Genomic DNA, 15,663 nt, shown 5'->3' with positions numbered 1-15,663 from the left:
TCCTCAGCTTCAGCGCCCTAAATAAACGTCGATAACCTGTTCGTTGGCCTGCACCTGCTTTAGCGAACCTTCCGCCAAAACTTGCCCCTGATGCAGCACGGTAACGTGGTCGGCAATGCTCTCCACAAAACCCATGTCGTGCTCGACCACCATCAGCGAATGCTTGCCCGCCAGCTGTTTGAACAGCTCGGCGGTGTATTCGGTTTCGGCGTCGGTCATGCCTGCTGCGGGTTCGTCGAGCAGCAGCAAATGCGGCTCCTGCACCAGCAACATACCAATTTCCAGAAACTGCTTCTGGCCGTGTGACAGCAAACCCGCCGGGCGATGACGTTCCGCCGCCAGCCGCAGCGTGCCGAGCATTTCATCGATGCGGTCGCGCTGTTCGCTGTTCATTTTGGCGCGCAGACAGGCCCAGACCGATTTATTGGTTTTCTGCGCGATCTCCAGATTTTCGAACACCGTCAGCGCTTCAAACACCGTCGGTTTCTGGAATTTTCGGCCAATACCGGACTGCGCGATACGCACCGGATCGAGCTTCGTGAGATCGGTGCGCTGGTCGTAAAACACGCTGCCACTCTGCGGTTTGGTTTTGCCGGTGATCACGTCCATCAGCGTGGTTTTCCCCGCGCCGTTCGGGCCGATCACGCAGCGCAACTCGCCGACGCCAATATTCAGCGACAAATTGGTCAGCGCCTTAAAACCATCAAAACTGACGTTGATGTTTTCCAACTGCAAAATCGGGTCGGTCTGTTCGCGGTGCCTGTCCGCCAGATGCGGCTGGGTAAAAAGATCGTCGGTCATGGTCATCGGATTCATCAGGATTTCCTCTTGCGCAGCAGGCCAATCACGCCTTGCGGCAGGAACAGCGTCACCACAATGAACATGCCGCCGAGAACAAACTGCCAGTATTCGGGGATGGCGACGGTGAACCAGCTTTTCGTGCCGTTGACGATACCTGCGCCAAGAATCGGGCCGATCAGCGTGCCGCGTCCGCCGAGCGCCACCCAGATGGCGGCTTCGATGGAGTTGGTCGGCGACATTTCGCTGGGGTTAATGATGCCGACCTGCGGCACGTACAGCGCGCCCGCCAGGCCGCACAGCATGGCGGAGAGCGTCCACACGAACAGCTTGAAACCTTTCGGGTCATAGCCGCAGAAAATCAGCCGGTTTTCGGCGTCGCGCACGGCGGTCAGCACGCGGCCATATTTGCTGCGCGCCAGCGCGAAGCCCAGTGCCAGGCTGAAGACCAGCACCAACACGGTCATCAAAAATAACCCGATGCGGGTGCCGGTGGCGGTGACAGGAAAGCCGAGCAGGGTGGTGAAGCCGGTAAAACCGTTGTTACCGCCGAAGCCGGTTTCATTGCGGAAAAACAGCAGCATTCCGGCGTAGGTCAGCGCCTGGGTCATGATGGAAAAATAAACGCCTTTGATTTTCGAGCGGAAAGCGAAGTAGCCGAACACAAATGCCAGCGCGCCGGGTACCAGCACGATCAGACACAGCGCCCAGGCGAAATGCTGAGTACCGGCCCAGAACCACGGCAGTTCGGTCCATGACAGAAACGACATGAAGTCCGGCAGGCCGCTGCCCGCCGCCTGACGCATTAAATACATGCCCATCGCGTAACCGCCGAGGGCGAAAAACAGGCCGTGACCGAGCGACAGCAAACCGGCATAGCCCCACACCAGATCGAGGGCGATCGCCACGATCGCATAGCACAGGATCTTACCGACCAGCGTCAGCGTGTAGGTGGAGATCGACAGCGGATTCTCCGCCGGCAGCAGCGCCAAAAAGGGCATGATCATCAGCGCAATCAGCACAATAATGCCCACGGTTATCGCAATCTTCGGCGCTTTTTGTACGCCGGTAATGGTTAGAGGTTGGCTCATCAGTCAATCACCCGGCCTTTGAAGGCGAACAGTCCCTGCGGACGTTTCTGGATAAACAGGATGATCAGCGCGAGGATCAGGATTTTGCCCAGTACCGCGCCGATTTCCGGCTCAAGAATTTTGTTCACAATGCCGAGCCCAAAGGCCGCGACCACCGTGCCTGCCAGCTGACCGACACCGCCGAGCACCACCACCAGGAAGGAGTCGATGATGTAACCCTGCCCAAGTTCAGGGCCGACATTGCCGAGCTGCGACAGCGCCACGCCGCCTAAGCCCGCGATGCCGGAACCCAGCCCGAACGCCAACATATCGACGCGGCCGGTCGGCACGCCACAGCAGGCGGCCATGGCGCGGTTTTGAGTGACGGCCCGCACGTTCATGCCGAGGCGGGTTTTATTGAGCAGCAGCCAGGTCAGGGCGAGCACCAGCAGCACGAAAACGATCACCGCGATGCGGTTGTACGGCAGTACCAGATTGGGCAGCAGCTGAATGCCGCCGGAGAGCCAGCCCGGGTTGGCCACTTCCAGGTTCTGCGCGCCAAACAGCACGCGCACGCCCTGAATCAGAATCAGACTGATGCCCCAGGTCGCCAGCAGCGTTTCCAGCGGGCGGCCATATAAATGGCGGATCACCGTGCGCTCCAGCGCCATACCGATACCTGCGGTAATAAAGAAGGCCACTGGCAGCGCCACCAGCGGATAGAGCGCCAGCAGCCCCGGCGCGTAGTGCTGAAACAGCGACTGCACCATGTAAGTCGAGTAGGAGCCGAGCATCAGCATCTCGCCGTGCGCCATGTTGATCACGCCGAGCAGGCCATACGTGATCGCCAGCCCCAGTGCGGCCAGCAGCAGAATCGAGCCGAGCGACAAACCGGTAAACGCCTGACCCAGCAGATCGCCTATCAGTAAGCGGTGCTGTACCGCTTTCAGGCTGACAACGGCGGCGGCGCGCACCGTAGCGTCGGCTTCAGTTTTCGGGTCGGTCAGACTTTGCAGGCGACCCTGGGTGTCCGGGTCGCCGGAGCTGCCGAGCAGTTCGACGGCGTTCAGGCGCACCTGCGGATTGGTATCTGCCAGCTGTAAATTCGCCAGTGCGATAGCCAGCGCGTCATGCACCGCGCGGTCTTTTTCCACCTCAAAACGATGTATCAGCAACGGCAACTGATCGGCCTGTGCTTCACGCTGTAAAGATTTCGCGGCCTGTAAACGCACGGCGCTGTCGGTGCTGACCAGCCGGTGGGCGGAGAGCGCATTGGCGATCAGGATCCGCAGGCGGTTGTTCAGCCAGACTTTTTTGGTGTCGCCCTGCGGTTTTGCATCACCTTCCAGCGGCGTGAACTGGTCACCATTTTGGATGAAGGCGTGTTTAGCGTCGTCGGTCACCACGTTTTCCTGCTTCAGCGCCTCAAGCAGCGGCAGTCTTTCCGACTGCGGATCCGCCGCCCATTGTTGTAACAACGTGGCCTGCTGGCTGCGGCTGGCGGCAGCAAACTCGTTGGCTGAACCGGCATGCGCCAGTAGTGGCAGGCCATAGGCTATGAAAAGCAGTAATCGGAGTAGAGTTTTCATCATGTCTTCGCCGTAAAAGTTGTATTCCTAAGACCGCGGGCTTGCAGCCCACACCCGCCAAGACCTTGGGCTCGCCGCCCAAACCGGCTTAAACCGCGGGCTTGCAGCCCACACCCGCCCAGAAGGAGCGCCAAGGCGCGCCCCTTCTGGACATCCCGCGCCTTTTTGTTTGTGACACCGACAGCTATCGCTGCTGGCAGGGAACGTGTTTCAGAGACTTCCGTTCACGGCGCAAACGGCGCCGCTGCGCGGTGCTCTCATTTCAGGTTCGGACCCGCCCGGAAAAAGACCCGTGCGGTTTCTCACCGTTCATTCGCCGCCGTTTTGACTGCGCCTTTGAGGCATTTTTAAGGTCAAAACAGACTTGCTCTGCTATTTTTTTGACTTACATAGCCATTAGGCCGCAGTCAAAAATTCCGCTGAGCAAGAGGTTCGAGACCTATGGCTCGAACCCGCCGCGAAGGTACCGCGTAGCGGCGGTATTTTGCGGCGAGAACGGATGCTCCTGGAACACGGTGCCTGTATGGCGCGAAGCTGTCGGTGTCTCAGAGAAAAAACGCAGGATTCCAAAGGAGGCACGTTTATGCCTCCTTTGGGCCAGTGTGGGCGGCGAGCCCAAGGTCTTGGCGGGTGTGGGCTGCAAGCCCGCGGTCTTAGCCAGTTTGGGCGGCGAGCCCAAGGTCTTAGCGGGTGTGGGCTGCCAGCCCTAATTAGCCGTCTTCACCGGTGTATCCGGCTTCTTATCGTTCCCAACGATGTAAGGACTCCACGGTTGGGCGCGGATCGGTTTGTCGGTCTGCCAGACCACGTTGAACTGCCCGTTGGCTTCGATTTCGCCGATCATCACTGGTTTATGCAGGTGATGGTTGGTCGCATCCATGGTCAGCGTGAAGCCAGACGGTGCGGCGAAGGTTTGCCCGGCCATGGCGGCGCGGACTTTATCGACGTCGGTGGTCCCGGCTTTCTCAACGGCCTGCGCCCACATATGGATACCGACGTAAGTGGCTTCCATCGGATCGTTGGTCACGGCACTGTCGGCGTTCGGCAGTTTGTGGGCTTTGGCGTAAGCCTTCCATTCGGCGACGAATTTCTTATTGGTTGGGTTATCGACGGACTCAAAGTAGTTCCACGCCGCGAGGTCGCCGACCAGCGGTTTGGTGTCGATGCCGCGCAGTTCTTCTTCGCCGACCGAGAACGCCACCACCGGTACGTCGGTGGCTTTCACGCCCTGATTCGCCAGCTCTTTGTAGAACGGCACGTTGGAATCGCCGTTGATGGTGGAGATCACCGCCGTTTTGCCGCCTGCGGAGAATTTCTTAATGTTGGAGACGATGGTCTGATAATCGCTGTAACCGAACGGCGTATAAACCTCTTCGATATCGCTGTCTTTCACGCCTTTGGAGTGCAGGAAGGCGCGCAGGATTTTGTTGGTGGTGCGCGGATAGACGTAGTCGGTGCCGAGCAGGAAGAAGCGTTTGGCCGCGCCGCCGTCTTCACTCATCAGATATTCCACCGCCGGGATCGCCTGCTGGTTAGGCGCGGCGCCGGTGTAGAACACGTTTGGCGACATCTCTTCGCCTTCGTATTGCACCGGGTAGAACAGCAGACCGTTCAGCTCTTCAAACACCGGCAGCACCGATTTACGCGACACCGATGTCCAGCAGCCGAACACCACGGCGACCTTATCCTGCGTCAGCAGCTGGCGGGCTTTTTCGGCGAACAGCGGCCAGTTAGAGGCCGGATCGACCACTACCGGTTCGAGTTTTTTGCCGAGCACGCCGCCTTTGGCGTTGATGTCGTCAATGGTCATCAGCGCGATGTCTTTCAGCGGCGTTTCAGAAATCGCCATGGTGCCGGAAAGCGAGTGCATGATGCCGACTTTAATGGTGTCGGCAGCCTGTGCGCTCCAGGCTAACCCCATGCTGACTACGGTGGCGGACAGAGCAAAGGCTTTAATAAAACGTCGACGTTGCATAGATGTACCCTCGAAAGTAAAAATGATTAAGAGAACGCTGTTATGGTGAAAGTCGAAAACACATTTAAAAAAGTCATGACGGAAGGCTTCCGTCATTCTCCGCCCGGGCCTGATGCAGCATATGCAGGGTAATTTTGCGCACCTCGGCTTTACTGACGGCAATATGGTCGTGTAGTTGGCGTTGTGCCTCCTCAGTGCGTTGCCCGATGATGGCGAGCAAAATGCTCGCGTGTTCTTTGTATGTGGCGTTCACCCGCTCGTCTTTGGTGAAATCCAGCCGGCGGATGATGCGGATTTTCTCGGTCAGCTCGCGGTGGATGCGCGCCATCTCCGCGTTACCGGCGGCAGCCACCAGCGTCATGTGAAACTCTTCGTCAAAGCGCGATACCGTCTGGCCGTCTTCCAGCCGTGGCTGATCGATCCAGAAATCTTTCAGCTCAGCCAGTTGCAGTGGTTGAGATCCCGGCGGGCAGGCGCACAGACGTTTCACCGCTTCCAGCTCCAGCACAATACGCAGGTCATACAACTGCTCGAAGAAGTCGAAATCGAACGGGCGCACCTGCCAGCCGCTGCGAAAGAACACTTCGACATAGCCTTCGCGCTCAAGCCAGAACAGTGCCTGACGCACCGGTGTGCGGCTGACGTCCATGCGGTCGGCGATATCGTTCTCGCTGAAACGGTCGCCCGGCAGCAGGCGGAAGCTGAAAATATCGTCTTTCAACTGCTGGTAAATGCGTTCCGCCAGCCCTTCCGGGCGGGTGTTTTTACTGCGTGCAGATTTAGGACCTGTCAGTTGCATAGCAATCCCGTTTCGCCCTGTCGTTTTAAACTGCTCAATCCAGCCACAGGAGTGCATCGCCCGGCCCGACCGGCCGGCCCTGCTGGCAACTGATTTTCAATACGGTTCCGGCGCGCGGCGCGTTCACCGACAGCTCCATTTTCATGGCTTCGACGACAATCAGCGGCTGACCTTCGACCACCTGCTGACCCGGCTCCACCAGGATTTTCCAAATGTTGCCATTGAGGTCGGCGCTGACCAGGTACCCCTCCTGATCCGCGTCGTCTTCCACGAATTCCACCGCGTTGGCGGCGGCATCGACGGCGGCACTCTCCTGTGCGGCCCAGTGCGCCACTTCGGTGGTGAAAGCGGCAGACTGGCGGGTGCGGAAGTCGGCGATATCGGCGGCGTTGTCGGCAAGGAATTGGGTATAGTGCGCAAAATCGAACTCGGTCTCTTCGATGCGTACCTGCGCCCGCCCTTCGCGGAAGGCGTCGCGCTGGGCGTCCAGTTCGGCTTCAGTCACTTCATAAAAACGCACCTGATCGAAGAAGTGCAGCAGCCAGGGTTCACCGTCTTTAAACTGCGGATTTTTCAGGAAGGTATTCCAGATAGGCAGCGTGCGCCCGACCAACTGATAGCCACCCGGCGAGTCCATGCCGTAGATGCACATGTACATGCCGCCAATGCCGACCGTCCCTTCTGCGGTGTACGAGCGCGCCGGGTTGTATTTGGAACTCAGCAGGCGATGGCGTGGATCGACCGGCACCGCGCACGGCGCGCCGAGATACACATCGCCCAAACCGAGGATTAAATAGCTGGCGTCGAAGAGGATATTTTTGACCTCTTCGCGGCTCGAAAGCCCGTTGGTGCGCTGGATAAAATCGACGTTATTCGGCAGCCACGGCGCTTCGCTGCGCACGGTTTGCTGATAGCGTTCGACCGCGCCGAGCGTGGCGGAGTCCTCAAACGCCATCGGCATATGCACGATGCGGGACGGGATTTTCAGGTTGCTGACATCTGCCAGTGACTGCTCGAGTGCCAGTAAATGCTCAAGCAGCGCGCTTTGGTGCAACACGCGGCTGTCATAGCGGATTTGCAGCGAACGCACGCCCGGCGACAGCTCTTCAATGCCCGGCTCTGCGGCGTCGCGGATGGCGTTCATCAGCAGGTAAATGCGCATCCGCACCGCCAGATCCAGCACGTTGTCGCCGTACTCCATCAGCACGTAACCGTCGCCCGCCTGCCGGTATTCCACCGAAGGCCGCTCCGCCGTCGCCGGTAATGCCGCGAGAAGGGTGGCGGACGCGGTGGTGTCCGGCAGCAGGGACGGTACCGGCAGCACCATCGCGTCAATCGGTATCAGTGAATCGATGGTGCCTTGCTGCGCCAGTTCCAGCGCCTGTGCCTGTTCAAAACTTATCGGGTGGAAGCGGATTTTATCGCCCGGTTTTACCTGGCCGACTTTCCACAGTTCAGCTTTGGCGATGGTCACCGGGCAGACGAAACCGCCGAGGCTTGGCCCGTCGCGGGTCAGGACCACCGGGAAGTCGCCGGTAAAGTTAATCGCACCGATGGCATATTCGCAGTCATGCACGTTGGACGGATGCAGACCGGCTTCGCCGCCGTCCTGCCGCGCCCACTGCGGTTTCGGGCCGACCAAACGCACGCCGAGGCGATTGGAGTTGTAATGCACCTGCCATTCGGCTTCGAAAAAGGCGTCGATAGATTCTTTGGTGAAAAAATCCGGTGCACCGTGCGGGCCATACAGCACGCCAATGTTCCAGAGATCGCCATACGTCGGGACGATATTTTCCGCTGCGGGCTGCGGTAAACCGACCGGCGCGGGCGTGGTGCAGGCCGCGAGTTCGGGCTGGGAAACGGTCAGCATATCGGCGATGCGCAGCGTGCGACCGGCATGGCCGCCGAACTGCCCGAGGGCGAAGGTCGAACGGCTGCCGAGATACACCGGCACGTCGACACCGTTACGCACGGCGAGGTAAGTGCGGCAGCCCTGCGTGGCGCGGCCAAGGGTCAGCGTCTGACCGGCTTTGACCTCCACCGGCTGCCAGTAAGCCATGCTTTCGCCATCGAGATCGGCCGGGCAGCGTGCGCCGGTCAGGGCGATGGTGGCATCGCAATGAAAACGCAGCGTCGGACCCTGCAGGGTGAATTCCAGCCCGGCGGCGTCGAGATGGTTACCGACAATGCGGTTGGCGAGGCGGAAGGCAAAATCATCCATCGGACCGGACGGTGGCACGCCGATATCCCAGTAACCGAGACGCCCCGGATAATCCTGCACGCTGCTGTAGGTGCCGGGTGCGATCACTTCGATGGCATGCGGCGCATAAGCAAAGCTGTCGAGCATCCGCGTCCACATTTCGCCGTCGCGAAACAGCGGCGTGGCAACCACCTGGCGCAGATAATCAATGTTGGTGGCGATGCCGTGCAGGCGGGTGGCGGCCAGCGCGGCGGACATTTTCGCCAGCGCGTCCTGACGGTCGGTGCCGTGGACGATCAGCTTGGCGATCATCGGGTCATAAAACGCCGAGACTTCACTGCCGGTAGACACCCAGCCATCGACGCGCACATCTTGCGGGAAGAACACTTCGGTCAGCACGCCGGGACTTGGCTGGAAGTTTTTCAGCGGGTCTTCGGCGTAAATGCGTACTTCCATCGAGACGCCCTGCGGTGCCTGCTGCAGATGCGGCCAGTCGAGTGGCTCATCGGCGGCGACGCGCAGCATGCATTCGATCAAGTCCAGACCGGTAACCATTTCGGTGACCGGATGCTCAACCTGTAAACGGGTGTTTACTTCGAGGAAATAGAATTCGTCGCGTGCGGCGTCATAAATAAACTCGACGGTGCCGGCACTGCGGTAGTTGACCGACTCACCTAACTGCACGGCGGCACGGTGTAAGGCTTCGCGGGTGGCCTGCGGCAGGTTCGGCGCCGGGGTCTCTTCCACGACCTTTTGATTGCGGCGTTGCAGAGAACAGTCGCGTTCGCCAAGCGCCACCACGCGGCCTTTACCGTCGCCAAAAATCTGCACTTCGACATGGCGGGCGCGATCGACAAAGCGTTCCAAAAACACGCCAGCATCGCGGAAAAAGTGCTCGCCAAGGCGCTTCACGCTGTCCCACGCGGCGCGCAGGGCGGCTTCATCTTCACAGCGGGTCAGGCCAATGCCGCCGCCGCCCGCGGTACTTTTGAGCATGATCGGATAGCCGATGTCAGCGGCGGATTTGACGGCATCGTCGATGCTGTCGAGCAAACCGGTGCCTGGCGTCATCGGCACATTGGCGGCAGCGGCTAATTCACGGGCGCGGTGCTTGAGGCCAAATTCGCGGATCTGCCCGGCGCTCGGGCCGATAAAGGCGATATCTGCCGCTTCGCAGGCATCGGCAAATTCGGCGCTTTCTGAAAGGAATCCATAGCCCGGATAAATCGCCTGTGCGCCGGTTTCTTTTGCCGCCGCCAGGATCTTGTCGATCATCAGATAGCTGTCGCTGGCCTTGTCGCCTCCCAGCGCAATGGCGAAATCGGCCTCGGTGACGTGCGGCGCGTTACGGTCGGCGTCGGAGTACACGGCGACGCTGGTGACGCCAAGGCGTTTCAGCGTGCGAATGGCGCGGCAGGCGATTTCACCACGGTTGGCAATCAGAACGGTCGTGAACATATTTCTGGCTCCTCAGGCGTTTTTCAGAGCGGCAAGGTGGGAGATATAGCTTCTCCAGCCGCCAAAATGGGTGATGTCGGTGGCGTCAGGGATCGCCCAGGGTTCGCAGATGAAACCTTTCACGGTGCGCCCATCGGCCAGTTCGAGAGAACCGATGCCAAGCGGTGCCGGAATTTCTGCAACGAATTCACCAAAGCGCGCCAGCGGGATGTCCCACAGTTCGACGATGATGGCGCTGCCACCTTCCGCCCGCACCAGCCCCGGTTTGGGTGGCGTGGTGTTGGCGAGGGCGTAGAGTTTGTAGGCTGCGGCCGTGGTGGTTTGCTCGACACGCACGGCTTTACGCTGAATCAACTGGACGTTGAGCGGCATGCCGGTCAGGTGTGCGCCGACCACGGCCACACGGACGTGGCCCGTGCTGACCGGTGCGTCAGTCATCCAGGTGCTGGCGCTGAGTTCACGACCGGTGGCACCGAGCGGCAACCCCAGACTGCGCTGCCACTGGCGGCCAAAGCTGGCTAACGCATCGTCATGCCAGGCCGGTGCGATCAGTGTGATACCGGCGGGCAGGCCGTCCGCGCGCAGACTGGCCGGCAGCGCCAGCGCAGACAAATCCGCCAGATTGGTGAAATTGGTGTAAATGCCGAACTGCGAGTTATAAAGCACCGGTTCCTGCACCATTTCATTGAGCGTGCGGATGGTCGGCGAGGTCGGCACCACCAGTGCATCAAACCCTTCCAGTGCCTGGCTGATTTTGCGTGCCAGCTCTGCGCGCAAATATTCGGCACGCCACGCATCACAAGCCGAATAATTCAGGCCGTTGGCCACAATGCCGCGCACGACCGGGTCCATCGCCTCCGGTTTTTGTTCGAAAATTTCGCTCACGGCAACGGTTCGCTCAGCGACCCAGGCGCCGTAATAGAGCTGCCCGGCCAGTTCACGGAAAGGGGTGAAATCAATGGGTACCAGCGTGACACCGCTGCCGGTCAGACGCTCGAGCGCCTGATCGAATTCAAATTCAGCCAGCGCGTCGCCAAAAAACTCCAGACTGTCTGGCACGGCAAAGCGCGGATGAACGGACATCGCGGCAGGGGCCGTGCGCGGGTTTTGGCGCGAATAGGCATCGGCGGCGTCATATCCGCCAGCGGCATGAGCGACGGTTTGCGCATCGGTGACGGTCAGGGCGAAAATTGAAACCGAGTCATTCAGGCGACAGGCGGGTACTACACCTTTATTTGACAGCCAGCCTTTGGTCGGCTTCAGGCCAACGATGTTGTTGAATCCTGCGGGTACGCGACCAGAACCCGCGGTGTCGGTGCCGAGGGAAAAGGCCACCAACCCGCGCGCCAGCACCGAAGCGGAACCGGAGCTGGAGCCACCGCTGACGTAATCCGGGTTGAAAGTATTACGCACTGCGCCGAACGGTGAGCGGGTGCCGACCAGACCGGTGGCAAACTGATCGAGATTGGTCTTGCCGATGACAATCGCGCCCTTGGCCTTCAGGTTGGCGACGACGGTGGCGTCGGCTTCGGCGGTGTAAGTGAATTCCGGGCAGGCGGCGCTGGTCGGCCAGCCTGCGATATCAATATTGTCTTTGACTGCGAAGGGTACGCCGAACAGCGGCAGGGCGCTGATCGAGCCTTCTGCCTTCTGACGCAGGCTTTCCAGATGCGTGATCTGGTCTTCAAGCTGCTTGGCCGTTGCACGGTAAATCCAGGCATTATCGGTGCTGCTCAGGCTGCCCAACACCATCGAAAGCGTGGTGCGCAAGCTGTCCGGCGCAGTGCGGTAATGCTGTTGCCAGTCGCGCAGGGTGAAAGCGTGAAACGGGGAGGTCGCAGAGCTTAAGCTGTCGTTCATCGGTTGAATTCCATCTGGTACACAAGATTGAATTCATCAAAGCAAAGGCTGTGCCATATTTCTTCTTATTGAATAACAAGGGTTTTTAATTGAGCTGTGACTGTTTTGCACAAATGTTGCACCAGCGTTACTGTGCAACTGAGCGAAAATGGCGCGGATTTTTTGCGGGGTGAAGGGCCAAATTTAAATCATTGCAGTAAAAATGCTTGCGATAATATCGCGCACTATTTATATTGAAATCCATGAACTCGAAAACAGAACCTGCAACCTCAGCGAATGCCCTTTTGCATCTGGACCAACAGATGTGTTTCGCGCTCTATTCGGCGAATCTGGCATTGCACAAAGTTTACCGCAAGCTGCTGGGCCAGCTCGATTTAACCTATCCGCAATATCTGGTGATGCTGGTTTTGTGGCAACGCGATGATGTGACGGTTTCTGATATTGGTGAGAAGCTGTTTCTGGATTCTGCCACGCTGACGCCGCTGTTAAAGCGTCTTGAAGTGGCGGGTCGGCTGATGCGTCAGCGCGCCAAAGCCGATGAGCGCCAGGTGATCATTACTCTGACTGATGCCGGAAAAGCGCTGCGCGAAAAAGCCCAGAGTATTCCCGAAGCCATTCTTTGCGCTACCGAGTGCGATATCACTGCAGTGGTCACGCTGAAGCAGCAACTGGAATCCTTGCGTGAGAACCTGAAAGATAAATCCTGATCGGTATAATCGGCTTCAGGATGAGATTGATGAACCCTATTGCAGCAAACAGACAACTCCGTAGTGTGCTTTCGAATTTGTCTGCTAGTATTAAATATATAGCGTGCGATTAAATCGTATAAAATTTATTTCAATCTAAAAGTACCCTTACCTTATAAGGAACGAACTATGTCTATCGAAAAAGTTGTGTATCGTGCTCACGCCTCTGCTACCGGTGGCCGTGACGGCCGCGCGGTTTCTGACGACGGCGTTCTTGATATCAAACTGGGCGTGCCTAAAGAAATGGGCGGCATGGGCGGCGGTACCAACCCTGAGCAGTTATTTGCTGCGGGTTACTCAGCCTGTTTCCTCGGCGCACTGAAAGCGGTTGCCGCGCAGGAAAAAATCAAGATCCCTGCGGATGCAAAAATTGAAGGTGCGGTAGGTATCGGCGCAATCCCTGGCGGTTACGGTATCGAAGTTCAGCTTGATATCACCTTACCGGGCTTTGAACGCAGCGACGCAGAAGCGCTGGTGGCCAAAGCACATCAGGTTTGCCCGTACTCCAACGCAACCCGTGGCAACATCGACGTAACATTGAATATTAAGTGATTTTTGAGTAGTCGCGCCTTCACCAGGGGCGTTGTAGGGAAAGTACCCAGGAGGCTTCGGCCTCCTTTTTCATCACTTGACCGATCACCTCTTGGCTCTCTTCTCCTGCAAGACCTTCTCCACACAGAACTTTCTGGAAATATGTATATAAACGTAATGTCGGCATGATCTGGGAACCTGCCGCGATTAAACATGTCACAATGATTCTGAATCTTTCTAAAACCTTCTGGAAAATCACATTACATGAATAGAGTGAAGACTCTATCGCAGCAAAATCTCTCTTTCTTGTTAGCGATTTACATCGGCATTTTTCTGAATGTCTCCGTTTTTCTCCGCCGCTTTGCCCCCCTCACACTGAGTGTCAATTTTATTGAGTTGTCTCAGGCTGTGACTGAAGTGGTGGTCATTGTGCTTTTCACTTTCTTCCTGCTGCGTTTGCTTTCACTGGGCGGGAGCCTGTTTTTCCGCATCACGGCCAGCCTGCTATTGCTGATTTCCGTGGGCGCCAGCTACTTTATGATGACGTTCAACGTAGTGATTGGCTACGGCATTATCGCGTCGGTAATGACGACGGATATTGATCTCAGCAAAGAGGCGGTGGGCTGGTATTTCTTCGTGTGGTTGGTGGCGGTCAGTGCTATTCCGCTGCTGCTTATCTGGAAGAGTGATCTCCGGTTAACTTTGATTGAGCAGATAAAAACGCCGGGCCAGCGGTTGTTGCCATTAGGCACTTTACTGGTGACGGTGGCGCTGGTATGGCTGCCGCTACGCATGCTGGACAAGCAGCAGAGCAACAACGAAAAACTGACCAATATTGATTTACCCAGCTACGGCGGCGTGGTGGCGCACTCTTATTTGCCTTCGAACTGGCTGGCGGCGTTGGGCTTGTTCGCTTATACCAAAGTGGACGAAAGTCAGGACGCGGACAAATTATTTGATCCGGCGAAAAAGTTTACTTATGTGCCACCGGCCGGCGTCGACGATACCTACATCGTGTTTATCATCGGTGAAACCACCCGCTGGGATCACATGGGCATTCTGGGCTATGAGCGCGACACCACGCCGCGCTTGTCGAAAGAGCAGAATCTGGTCGCGTTTCGCGGCAAATCTTGTGATACCTCCACCAAGCTGTCGTTACGGTGCATGTTTGTGCGTGAGGGCGGCGCTGAGAATAATCAGCAGCGCACACTGAAAGAGCAGAATATTTTTGCGGTGTTGAAATCCCTGGGATTCAGTTCTGAACTGTTCGCGATGCAAAGTGAAGTGTGGTTTTACAATAATGCCAATACGGATAACTACTCGTTCCGTGAAATTATCGCCTCAGAAAAACGCAATGACGGTAAGCCGGTCGATGACATGCTGCTGGTCAACGAGTTGCAGGAATCTCTGAAAACGCATCCTCAGGGTAAGCATCTGGTGGTGTTGCACACCAAGGGGTCACACTACCTGTATTCCCAGCGTTACCCGCGCAGCTTTGCCCGCTACACCCCGGAGTGCATGGGGGTGGATAGTGCCTGTACCAAAGCTCAGTTGATTAACGCTTTCGATAACACTGTGCTGTATACCGATACCTTTATTGCTAACGTGCTGGATCAGCTGCGCGATAAAAAAGCGCTGGTGTTTTATGCCGCTGATCACGGTGAATCCATTGATGAGAACTCGCACTTGCACGGTACGGTGCGCGAGATGGCGCCGCCTGAGCAATTCCGTGTACCTATGCTGGTGTGGGCATCGGACCGTTTCCTCGCGCAGCCCGATCACCAGCAGGCGTTCGAGCGCTTGAAAGCCCAGCAGCGGGTGGGCGGCGAAAAACGCCATGAAGAGTTGTTTGACTCGATTCTTGGTTGCCTGGGGTATACCTCACCGGACGGCGGGATTAACCCGGCGAACAATTGGTGTGCTAAACCGCTGTCTGACAAGGCACTCTGAGCAGGAAAACAGCGCCTGCGCTGAAATTCTAGGCAGTCAGCGCCGATGTTAAAAAAAGGCGTTGACGCTCTGAACCAGCGGCAGTAACATGCGCTCCGATTCGGCGAGTAGCGCAGCTTGGTAGCGCAACTGGTTTGGGACCAGTGGGTCGGAGGTTCGAATCCTCTCTCGCCGACCACATTCGAAAAACCTGCTTTTTAAAGCAGGTTTTTTTTCATCCAAAGTTTATGAGGATGAGGACCTCCGAAGGAGGTTTGAGCCGAGCGAAGCGAGACAACGTTGCTTTAGCAACGGCCCGCAGGGCGGCATCGAAGATGCACGTAATCCTCTCTCGCCGACCACATTCGAAAAACCTGCTTTTTAAAGCAGGTTTTTTTTCATCCAAAGTTTATGAGGATGAGGACCTCCGAAGGAGGTTTGAGCCGAGCGAAGCGAGACAACGTTGCTTTAGCAACGGCCCGCAGGGCGGCATCGAAGATGCACGTAATCCTCTCTCGCCGACCACATTCGAAAAGCCTGCTTTTTAAAGCAGGTTTTTTTTCATCCAAAGTTTATGAGGATGAGGACCTCCGAAGGAGGTTTGAGCCGAGCGAAGCGAGACAACGTTGCTTTAGCAACGGCCCGCAGGGCGGCATCGAAGATGCACGTAATCCTCTCTCGCCGACCACATTCGAAAAGCCTGCTTTT

11 protein-coding genes, 1 tRNA gene and 3 other RNA genes are annotated in these 15,663 nt (G+C 57.5%); 7 read left to right on the top strand and 8 right to left on the bottom strand.

What is annotated here, in order from left to right; genetic code table 11:
• Positions 1 to 9: 9 nt before the first annotated feature.
• The 7 genes from urtD to atzF form a co-directional block, all read right to left on the bottom strand.
• Entirely contained in the window at positions 10 to 816 is an 807-nt protein-coding gene (gene urtD, locus EAH77_RS21625; protein WP_194150528.1) for an urea ABC transporter ATP-binding protein UrtD, read from the bottom strand.
• The gene (gene urtC / locus EAH77_RS21620) at positions 816 to 1,889 is read right to left on the bottom strand and encodes an urea ABC transporter permease subunit UrtC (protein WP_140474961.1); all 1,074 of its coding nucleotides are present in this window, start codon (positions 1,887 to 1,889) and stop codon (positions 816 to 818) included. The genes urtD and urtC overlap by 1 nt, the downstream gene beginning before the upstream one ends.
• The gene (gene urtB / locus EAH77_RS21615; RefSeq protein ID WP_140475043.1) at positions 1,889 to 3,457 is read right to left on the bottom strand and encodes an urea ABC transporter permease subunit UrtB; all 1,569 of its coding nucleotides are present in this window, start codon (positions 3,455 to 3,457) and stop codon (positions 1,889 to 1,891) included. Before urtB ends, urtC begins: the two co-directional genes overlap by 1 nt.
• Before the next feature lie 706 nt (positions 3,458 to 4,163).
• Positions 4,164 to 5,432 carry an urea ABC transporter substrate-binding protein gene (urtA, locus tag EAH77_RS21610; protein WP_140474959.1) on the bottom strand — a complete coding sequence of 423 codons (1,269 nt, stop codon included), beginning with the start codon at positions 5,430 to 5,432 and terminating at the stop codon, positions 4,164 to 4,166.
• Between the two features lie 73 nt (positions 5,433 to 5,505).
• Complete coding sequence (locus tag EAH77_RS21605) at positions 5,506 to 6,231, bottom strand: GntR family transcriptional regulator (protein WP_140474957.1); 726 nt, start codon at positions 6,229 to 6,231, stop codon at positions 5,506 to 5,508.
• A 34-nt stretch (positions 6,232 to 6,265) separates the two neighbouring features.
• On the bottom strand, positions 6,266 to 9,889 hold the full coding sequence (gene uca, locus EAH77_RS21600; protein WP_140474955.1) for an urea carboxylase: 3,624 nt from the start codon (positions 9,887 to 9,889) through the stop codon (positions 6,266 to 6,268).
• 12 nt (positions 9,890 to 9,901) lie between these two features.
• Positions 9,902 to 11,749 carry an allophanate hydrolase gene (gene atzF, locus EAH77_RS21595; protein WP_140474953.1) on the bottom strand — a complete coding sequence of 616 codons (1,848 nt, stop codon included), beginning with the start codon at positions 11,747 to 11,749 and terminating at the stop codon, positions 9,902 to 9,904.
• Between the two features lie 242 nt (positions 11,750 to 11,991).
• Between atzF and EAH77_RS21590 the strand changes: the two genes are divergently transcribed.
• Both EAH77_RS21590 and EAH77_RS21585 read left to right on the top strand, forming a co-directional pair.
• The gene (locus tag EAH77_RS21590; RefSeq protein ID WP_140474951.1) at positions 11,992 to 12,456 is read left to right on the top strand and encodes a MarR family winged helix-turn-helix transcriptional regulator; all 465 of its coding nucleotides are present in this window, start codon (positions 11,992 to 11,994) and stop codon (positions 12,454 to 12,456) included.
• A 168-nt stretch (positions 12,457 to 12,624) separates the two neighbouring features.
• Positions 12,625 to 13,047 carry an organic hydroperoxide resistance protein gene (locus EAH77_RS21585; protein WP_056775755.1) on the top strand — a complete coding sequence of 141 codons (423 nt, stop codon included), beginning with the start codon at positions 12,625 to 12,627 and terminating at the stop codon, positions 13,045 to 13,047.
• A 19-nt stretch (positions 13,048 to 13,066) separates the two neighbouring features.
• On the opposite strand, the gene EAH77_RS25185 is transcribed toward EAH77_RS21585, so the two are convergent.
• Positions 13,067 to 13,213 carry a hypothetical protein gene (locus EAH77_RS25185; RefSeq protein WP_161985839.1) on the bottom strand — a complete coding sequence of 49 codons (147 nt, stop codon included), beginning with the start codon at positions 13,211 to 13,213 and terminating at the stop codon, positions 13,067 to 13,069.
• A gap of 77 nt (positions 13,214 to 13,290) precedes the next feature.
• On the opposite strand from EAH77_RS25185, the gene eptB reads away from it, so the two are divergent.
• The 5 genes from eptB to EAH77_RS21560 all read left to right on the top strand — a co-directional run bounded on the left by eptB (position 13,291) and on the right by EAH77_RS21560 (position 15,643).
• Positions 13,291 to 14,976, top strand: a complete 1,686-nt coding sequence (gene eptB, locus EAH77_RS21580; RefSeq protein WP_140474949.1) for a kdo(2)-lipid A phosphoethanolamine 7''-transferase — start codon at positions 13,291 to 13,293, stop codon at positions 14,974 to 14,976.
• A 101-nt stretch (positions 14,977 to 15,077) separates the two neighbouring features.
• Positions 15,078 to 15,154 (top strand) — tRNA-Pro (locus EAH77_RS21575).
• 35 nt (positions 15,155 to 15,189) lie between these two features.
• Positions 15,190 to 15,317: non-coding RNA, RtT sRNA (locus EAH77_RS21570), on the top strand.
• A gap of 35 nt (positions 15,318 to 15,352) precedes the next feature.
• Positions 15,353 to 15,480, top strand: a non-coding RNA gene (locus tag EAH77_RS21565) — RtT sRNA.
• A 35-nt stretch (positions 15,481 to 15,515) separates the two neighbouring features.
• Positions 15,516 to 15,643, top strand: a non-coding RNA gene (locus EAH77_RS21560) — RtT sRNA.
• Positions 15,644 to 15,663 lie beyond the last annotated feature (20 nt).

The sequence above is a fragment of the Ewingella americana genome (assembly GCF_006438725.1).
In the GTDB taxonomy this organism is placed as follows: Bacteria; Pseudomonadota; Gammaproteobacteria; order Enterobacterales; family Enterobacteriaceae; genus Ewingella; species Ewingella americana_A.
This window is presented reverse-complemented; position numbering and strand designations above follow the sequence as displayed.

Excerpts from the sequence above, each read along its gene's own strand:
- EAH77_RS25185 (WP_161985839.1), bottom strand. The coding sequence starts at position 13,213 with ATGCCGACATTACGTTTATATACATATTTCCAGAAAGTTCTGTGTGGA.
- EAH77_RS21605 (WP_140474957.1), bottom strand. The coding sequence starts at position 6,231 with ATGCAACTGACAGGTCCTAAATCTGCACGCAGTAAAAACACCCGCCCG.
- EAH77_RS21585 (WP_056775755.1), top strand. The coding sequence starts at position 12,625 with ATGTCTATCGAAAAAGTTGTGTATCGTGCTCACGCCTCTGCTACCGGT.
- EAH77_RS21590 (WP_140474951.1), top strand. The coding sequence starts at position 11,992 with ATGAACTCGAAAACAGAACCTGCAACCTCAGCGAATGCCCTTTTGCAT.
- urtA (WP_140474959.1), bottom strand. The coding sequence starts at position 5,432 with ATGCAACGTCGACGTTTTATTAAAGCCTTTGCTCTGTCCGCCACCGTA.
- uca (WP_140474955.1), bottom strand. The coding sequence starts at position 9,889 with ATGTTCACGACCGTTCTGATTGCCAACCGTGGTGAAATCGCCTGCCGC.
- urtB (WP_140475043.1), bottom strand. The coding sequence starts at position 3,457 with ATGAAAACTCTACTCCGATTACTGCTTTTCATAGCCTATGGCCTGCCA.
- atzF (WP_140474953.1), bottom strand. The coding sequence starts at position 11,749 with ATGAACGACAGCTTAAGCTCTGCGACCTCCCCGTTTCACGCTTTCACC.
- urtC (WP_140474961.1), bottom strand. The coding sequence starts at position 1,889 with ATGAGCCAACCTCTAACCATTACCGGCGTACAAAAAGCGCCGAAGATT.
- urtD (WP_194150528.1), bottom strand. The coding sequence starts at position 816 with ATGAATCCGATGACCATGACCGACGATCTTTTTACCCAGCCGCATCTG.
- eptB (WP_140474949.1), top strand. The coding sequence starts at position 13,291 with ATGAATAGAGTGAAGACTCTATCGCAGCAAAATCTCTCTTTCTTGTTA.